Origin of the sequence: Psychrobacter glacincola (genome assembly GCF_965118485.1) — a bacterium.
Classification (GTDB): Bacteria; Pseudomonadota; Gammaproteobacteria; order Pseudomonadales; family Moraxellaceae; genus Psychrobacter; species Psychrobacter glacincola_D.
In genome coordinates, this window is the sequence record NZ_CBCPJH010000061.1 from 1 (window position 1) to 7793 (window position 7793).

General features: G+C 42.4%; 6 protein-coding genes and 1 pseudogene. 1 reads left to right on the forward strand and 6 read right to left on the reverse strand.

Features of this window, described 5'->3' with window-relative positions; all coding sequences use genetic code 11:
- Window positions 1-141 precede the first annotated feature (141 nt).
- From ACMHKH_RS14180 to ACMHKH_RS14200, 5 genes and pseudogenes are all read right to left on the reverse strand, one after another.
- Window positions 142-555 (reverse strand): SRPBCC domain-containing protein, encoded by a 414-nt coding sequence (locus ACMHKH_RS14180; RefSeq protein WP_413521277.1) that lies wholly within the window; start codon window positions 553-555, stop codon window positions 142-144.
- A 510-nt stretch (window positions 556-1065) separates the two neighbouring features.
- Window positions 1066-1467, reverse strand: coding sequence for a PH domain-containing protein (locus ACMHKH_RS14185; RefSeq protein WP_413521278.1), 402 nt, complete (start codon window positions 1465-1467; stop codon window positions 1066-1068).
- Window positions 1467-2215, reverse strand: a pseudogene (locus ACMHKH_RS14190) (IS5 family transposase). The gene ACMHKH_RS14185 and the pseudogene ACMHKH_RS14190 overlap by 1 nt, the downstream one beginning before the upstream one ends.
- Before the next feature lie 423 nt (window positions 2216-2638).
- Window positions 2639-3760, reverse strand: coding sequence for a Fic family protein (locus ACMHKH_RS14195; RefSeq protein WP_413521279.1), 1122 nt, complete (start codon window positions 3758-3760; stop codon window positions 2639-2641).
- 598 nt (window positions 3761-4358) lie between these two features.
- Window positions 4359-6524: a heavy metal translocating P-type ATPase gene (locus tag ACMHKH_RS14200; protein ID WP_413521280.1), complete on the reverse strand. Its 2166-nt coding sequence runs from the start codon at window positions 6522-6524 to the stop codon at window positions 4359-4361.
- 140 nt (window positions 6525-6664) lie between these two features.
- Here ACMHKH_RS14200 and cadR point away from each other — a divergent pair, with 140 nt between their 5' ends.
- Window positions 6665-7075, forward strand: a complete 411-nt coding sequence (cadR, locus tag ACMHKH_RS14205; RefSeq protein ID WP_413521281.1) for a Cd(II)/Pb(II)-responsive transcriptional regulator — start codon at window positions 6665-6667, stop codon at window positions 7073-7075.
- Between the two features lie 183 nt (window positions 7076-7258).
- Here the strand turns inward: cadR and ACMHKH_RS14210 are convergent.
- Window positions 7259-7793: DUF411 domain-containing protein (locus ACMHKH_RS14210; protein WP_413521282.1), on the reverse strand; the 535-nt coding region annotated here is incomplete at its 5' end.

A 7793-nucleotide genomic window follows, 5' to 3' on the forward strand; every position in this document is an offset into this window, starting at 1 on the left:
AATTAATTTAATCTCTTTATATCAGTTTAGTCGTGTTTGTAGCGCTATACAGGCATCAAACTATTAGTGTTAGATACGGATTTAATGATTATGAATTCGACAGAATGGATGATTCTTATTAAGCTTTCTGATTAAAACCTCCTAAGTACGCTTTGCGGCTACATACCTTCCAAAATTGTCTAGCACACCTTGCCAATCTGCCCACTCCTCGTTGCTGGGGATCGTCGGATCAGCGTTAAACGTCTGTCGGACGATAGTGCCAGTGCCGTTTTCGGAAAAATCCACGCGAATAAGGCGGTCATCATCCATCTGCCGCCATTCGAGCAGACGGTTTGTTTCTACTTGCGTGTAGATAGCAGCAAAATCGAAACCTGACTTACCAACTTTAGACTCGATGCGCAGTTCTAAAAAGCCACCAACCTTCAAGTCGTTCGATGCCGTGATCGTATGCCATTCGCCGCAAGAGTCCCATTGTAGGATATCATTCGGATCATTGAAAGCGTGCCAAACGACATCGATCGGCGCAGAAATTTTGGTTTCAGTAATGATTTTCACGAGTTAGAGCTCCACGGTGCGAGTAAAGTTTTTTATCTTCCTAGATTTTTAAATTCTAAAAAGTAAGGTGTATTGTTGTATTCTCTCAAAATGTTGAGCTTCCGACAATCTTAGGGTGGTTTAGTCTTATAAACGTGTTAAATAGAGTATACCTAAAAAAATACAACCTAAACTAAAGTGAATTACGTTCAAAAATCAAGACAAATGATTTGGGTAAGTATGAAAATCTATCACTAAATGATCTCAAGTTGATTACAAACTGTCTAACCCTATGGGATGATTTTACTTATCAAAAAAGCTTAGAGGAAACAGAGAAACATAAAGTAGAGTATTACAAGGACTGCGAATTGCAAATGAGCGCACTACGCGAAAAGCTAAGTGCCATTGAATTGCATACCATGTATAGCGGCCTGTTATAAATAGTAAACCCTCACCTATGCTGCTCATTTTTTTATCAAGGTTATATCTAACACTGCTGTTCGATGCTTTTTAAACGCATCGAACTATTAGCTAATTCCTTATCAAGCCATCATCACCATCGGTCTCTAATGCAGGAACACGTTCTTGTATCGCACGATAGAACCCATCTTTGTCTTTTGGTGATATCACTATACTCCCCCCTTCATATCTTATCTCAATCCTTTCTAAGGACAGTGCTGGAGCCGATAACATACTGTTGGTAGGAGCGATATGTGTAATGTCTTTCAATGGGATGCTCTGAGTAGAAAAATCATTCTTCACGAACAGTCTGTCCTCTGACAAACTGTACTTTATATTAAAAAATATCAACAAGAGCAATATTGCTCCTGGCATGGTAAAAAGACTAATAAACAGTATTCTTCTAATAGAACTATCGTTGTAAACCCATTCCCATACAGGTACTAAAATGAGTAATAAGCTAGGGCGTGTCATCAATTAAGCCAAATGACACAAGAAACCAGATGAATCGCACTGAGGAAATGACTGGCTAACTTATCATAGCGAGTAGCAATCGCGCGGTACTGTTTAATCTTGGCAAAGAAGTTCTCGATCAGGTGCCCTGCTTTATAAAGTTCTTTATCCAAGTCTATTGGCTGCAGTCGGTGACACTTGGACGGTATGACTGCATGGCCTTGTACCGCTTTAATCGGTTCAATAACGCGGGCATCAGCATTGTAAGCTCTATCGGCAAGCCACGTTTGGCTAATACTGACATCAAGCAGTTCATCTGAGCCACATAAGCCATGAGCTGCGCCACCTGTTAGATAAAAGCCAGTAGGATTGCCTAGCGCATCTGTACGAGTATGTATTTTAGTGGTCAGTCCACCTTTGCTGCGTCCAATGGCTTGATCCCTTTTTTTCCAGCACTGTGCTGATGGGCTTTAACAATCGTGGCATCTAGCATGGCATATTCATCATCTGATTGTTCGGACAGCTGATTAAAAACCTGCTCCCATACGTCTTTTTTTGACCAGCGACTAAAACGAGTATGAATCACTCTAAAGTCGCCAAAGCGTTCTGGTAGGTCTCGCCAAGGGATGCCGGTCTTATAGCGATAAAGAACTGCTTCTATGAACAAGCGGTTATCCTTTGCAGTAACACCAACGTCACCTGGTTGACCTGGCAGGAGATCTTTAATTCTCTCCCATTGGTCATCACGCAGGGCATGTCGTCTTTTCATAGTGTCCGATCTCCTAAATACGATTTAAGTATAGCTTATTCTGAAATATCTCTGCTAATCGATGACACACCCTAGAACCTAATATTAAAAACGCTAACCAGAAATCGATCTTTGATGTAAATACAGCATTTACCATAATTTTTTTAGCAAAAAGTCCTTAGTTAATGTTTATATTCGGAAAGCTGGCTTCGTGTAAAAAGCGAAATACACTGTCTGACCCCTCCTATCAAATACGTATAACTAAACTTGGGAGATTTTGATTACGCAGCATGACGATAAAAATTAAACCAAACCTGTCTTAGCGATCTATACTCTAAGGGAATCAGCTATTTCACCCTTCAAACCTATTAATAGACCACTTAAAACAGACTGCTAAACTAACTCATCTATTGCTTTACGCATCATAGAACCACACGGTCTTCATCATAAAGCCAACTCATAACTCGTACTACGCCCCGAAGCCTGAGATTTCTTCAACATCCCCTTCTCTATCAAATAATTGATATCTCTTAGTGCAGTGTCTATAGAACACTTAGTCATCACTGCCCATTTCTTGGTAGTCAACTTTCCATAAAAGTCAGTCAGTAAAGCATTCAGCATAGCTGCTTGTCTGGTGTTCAAAGCATGCTGTCGATGCATCTGCCAAAAACTCGCTTTATGAATAATTTTATCTGTGGTCGTTTGAGCAACAATAAGTGCTTGTTCTAGCGTTTGTAGAAACCAAACCAACCACTCAGTGATGTCAGTATCACCTTTTTGCGTTCGCTCCAGTATCTTATAGTAGTCATTGCGCTGTTTAAGAATCTGCGCTGACATACTATAAAATCGTTGGCTACTATTATCGCTTTGTGCCAGTGCTCTCTCAGTAATGGCACGGGTTAATCGCCCATTGCCATCATCAAAGGGATGTAAAGTGACAAACCATAAATGAGCAATGCCTGCCTTGATAACCAAATCCATATTCTCCTGCTCATTTGGTGACGTGTTAAACCATAATAAAAACTTGTCGAGCTCATCTGCTAGTCTATCCGCACTAGGAGCAACGAAATGAACTTGCTCTCGACCATAACCGCCAGAAACCACTTGCATAGGTCCTTGACTGTCATCACGGATACTACCCGCTTTGATACGATACAACCCACTATACCCATCTGGGAATAAAGCCCTATGCCATCCCAGTAAATCATCCAACAATAATGGTCGCTTGTAGTGATAGGCTGTGCTTAGCATCATCTCCACCACCGCATCAATCTCACGAGTGGTTGCAAGCATACTGTCATTATCTACACCTAAATGCCGTGCAACTGAGGAACGCACTTGCTCATTATTTAATGACTCACCCTCAATCTCTGATGTTTTGACGATCTCCAACGTGACGGCATCTAACTGTGCCTCAACGTTAAGATCGAACCCTAGCGTTAGCAACTTTCCAAGCAAACGCCCTTGTAATATCCGCACACGACTGACCAATGGCAGCAGTTTTTTATCTGACCATTGCCAATCAGTCCAGTCTGGATATTCATGAATGTAGGTAATATGCTTCATATTTTTCTCAGTTATATGCAGAGATTAAAAGATTAATCTCCTTATATTATGCAGAGATAATAATATAAAGACAATGCTTAGGGGTTGGAACAAGAAGAAACTAACTTGAAGAATAAGACAGAAGAAAGATATTGTTTATAAAAAATGTATTATTTTTAGCTTAATCGACACTAGAGTAGAGGTAAAAAGACTATAAAATCATAGTGCCCAAATACGTGCTAAACTTTATCTTATACTCATTGACGTTGCCTTTTTTTAATTATAAAATAGCTATAAGCTAATAGAATCAATACATATAAGATAACGTCATATTACGATATTTGGTCGACCTACCTTGACATGGTAGAGGTTGTTAGCAGTTCGAGTCTGCTTATGCCTACCAAATATTTAGAAAGCCCCGGTCTAACGACTAAGGCTTTTTTGTCCGTAAAATATGGGCTGTAGCGGAAAATTTTTACTCGTAACACTCTGTAATCATCACTACTTAGGCTCTTTCAATTTACTCAAAATTAACGATGGTGACCAAAATGTGATCAGCCTTTAAAAATGCCTAAACTAAAATCTCCCAAGTTTATGTCTATGGATTTGACAGCAGAGGTCAGTATCTAGAGGGGACTTTAAGTGAATGAGCGCCTTTAAAACGCAGTAAACGCAAAGCATTAAGCGTAACCAGCACGGTTGCGCCGGTGTCAGCCAATACCGCGATCCATAAGCCAGTAATACCTAACACCGTAGTAATCAGAAATACTGCCTTTAGACCAAGCGCAAAGATCACGTTTTGATGAATATTGGATAAAGTTGCGCGCGATAGAGCAATCAAATGAGCGACATCGGTCACGCGACTTTTCAATAAAGCGACATCGGCCGTTTCAATGGCTACATCTGTACCGCCACCCATAGCGATGCCGACATCTGCCGTTGCTAGCGCTGGCGCATCGTTAATACCATCACCAATCATTGCTACTTTATTACTGTCCTTCATCTCATTGAGCAAGCGCAGTTTATCTTCTGGCAATAGCTCAGCTTCCCATTCCACGTCTAAATGACTAGCAAGCGCTTGAGCAGTTAGGCGGTTGTCGCCCGTGAGCATAACGGAGCGTATGCCCATCGCTTTAAGCTGCGCCACACCCTCGACAGCATCATCTCGCAACTCGTCTCGTAGCGCTATCAACCCAAGTACTTCACTACTTTGTTCATCGAACAGCACCGAAACGGTTTTTCCCTCATTTTGTAGTGCTTCAATATGGGTATTTTGTTTAGAGGTTATCGAGGTTTCATTAGCAGCATATACAGGCGATCCGATAGCTAGAGCACGCCCAGCTACCGTCGCATGCACCGCTTTACCAGCAGTTGCATAAGCATTGCTGGCTACTGGAATAATAATATCAGCGTCGTTTGCATAATCAATAATGGCTTTTGCAAGCGGATGGCTAGAGGCGGACTCGACACTGGCAAACAGCGCCAATATCTCGTTCTCACCTTGAGAGCTTGCACCTTTTGTGAAGGCAGTAATATCAGTGACGCGGGGCTTGCCTTCAGTTAAAGTACCCGTTTTGTCAAAAGCCACGGTATTGACGCGACCAATGATTTCAAGAGCGCTACCACCTTTGATAAGCAAGCCGCGACGCGCGCCAACTGCTAGACCAGAGGCGATAGCGGCTGGGGTTGATAGCACCAGTGCGCACGGGCAAGCAATCAGCAACAATGCCAAACCACGATATAACCAAGTCGCCCATTCTCCACCTAAAGCCAAGGGCGGAACAACAATAACCAGTGCGGCAATAGCTATCACTGCTGGAGTGTAGTAGCGACTAAATTTTTCGATAAAACGAGCAGTGGGAGCTTTGGAGGCTTGGGCTTGTTCTACTAGCTCAATAATGCGCGCAATCGTATTATCGGCAGCTGTTTTTTCTACACGGATTTGCAGCGCTCCCTCCAAATTGATGGAGCCTGCAAATACCTTGTCGCCTACCGTTTTGCCAACGGGAATAGACTCGCCAGTGACGGGCGAATCATCAAGGCTAGAATCACCTTGAGTAATAACGCCATCGGCAGATACCTTATCACCAGGGCGTACCAGTACCAAATCATCAACCTGTAATGATGCCGCAGGAACGCTACGCTGTCCGCCTTGTGCATCGAGTAAAATTGCAGTTTTTGGAACCAATGAGGCCAAAGCTCTAATGCCGGCCCGCGCCCGATCAGCAGCGACACCTTCTAATAGCTCACCGACTGAGAACAAGAAAACTACCGCTGCGGCCTCCTCAGGCTCACCAATAATAAGCGCACCAATTGCCGCCACAGACATCAGCATTTCAATCGAAAAAGGAGTACCTGTCATTGTTAAGGCTACGGCTTTGCGAGCAAAGGGAAAAACACCCACGATTACTGCAACAGCGAATGCCCACATGCCATAATCAGGAAAAAGTAACGACAGCGCATAGGCAACGCCCATCAAAATACCGAGACCAACGACTTGCTTGCCTTTGCGAGTTTGCCACCAACGCTGCTGTTCTGTAGCGGATTGATTGCTACTATTTGCTGCGTTTGACTCATTTGTAGTGGCAGATATACCAAAACCAAGACGCTTAATGGTTTTTTCGATATCACTAAATTGGGTAGCCCCATCAGGAGCTAGCGTTAGCTCTAACTTCTCTGTAGCGAAGTTTAACCGAATGTCAGAAACATCAGGCATACGGGCTAGCGCCGTTTCGATTTTGCCGACGCAGCTGGCACAGTCCATCCCTTTGATATGATATTGCATAAGAAATTCTCCATTGAATGATGCTATTATGAACCCTCTAGTGGCTTTATAGTCAATAGACTATATACCCTACAATAGATTTTATTTCTTCAATACCGAAATCTATCAATACTTTGAAGTTCTAAACTAAAGAGGCCATTATGCCAATCAAAATAGGTGAGCTTGCCAAACGCACTGGTGCCACAGTAGAAACCATCCGCTATTACGAAAAAGAGCAATTATTACCAGAGCCGTCTCGTAGCTCTGGTAACTATCGCTTGTATAATGAGTCGCACATGGAGCGGCTACAATTTATCTTGCATTGCCGTACGCTTGATATGACCTTGGATGAAGTGCGAATCTTACTAAAGTATTGGGATGAACCCGATAAGGAGTGTGGCAATGTGAATAGCTTGTTAGATGAGCATATTCGTACCGTGGAGATACGAATGAATGAATTAATGCAGTTAAAAAAACATTTAATCACTTTACGCCAGAAATGTGTAAGCGAGGCCTCGGCTAAGTCTTGTGGGATATTGAATTCTCTTGCCGATAACACCTGTCATAACTAGTCATATCAGTAGTGGCTATGTCGATTGATTAAGTGGTCGATTGATTGAGTGTGGAAGAATCAAATATGCTCCAATAGCAAGCTTAAAAAAACTCAGTGATGATAGTAAAATCAAGACTGAGTTAGTGAAAAACGATAATGACGTGATGGTGTAGTTATTAATATATTCTTAGCTGGAAATAGCTTAAATTTGCTGTTCTACAGAGCCAATATCAGCATAAACTTCAGTCGTGCCGTCTTTATTTATTTGCATAATCTGGTACGGTTCAAACTTATTTTGATACTCCATACCTGGGCTACCGACAGGCATACCCGGTACAGCAAGACCCATTGCTCGTACAGGCGGATTCTCTAAGAACTTTGCCATATATTTCGCTGGTACGTGACCTTCAAAAACATAGTCATCAGTGGTAACGACAGTATGGCAAGAGCGCATCTCATTTGGCACACCAGCCTGGTCTTTAAATGACGCTAAATCTTTTGGGTGCTCAGCGGTTGCACTCAATCCATTACTTTGTGCATGATCAATCCACCCCTCACAGCAATCACAATTGATATCTTTATAAACCGTTGCCGAAACCTTTTTAAGTAGGTCTGGATTGCTTACGGATGTTGTCATCATAGGTGCATTTTGATCATGTGGCTCAGTGACTTCTGACGAAATTGCTGCGTGCTCAGTTTGCGTAGAACGCCTATTATCAGAGGCGCTCGTATTGGAT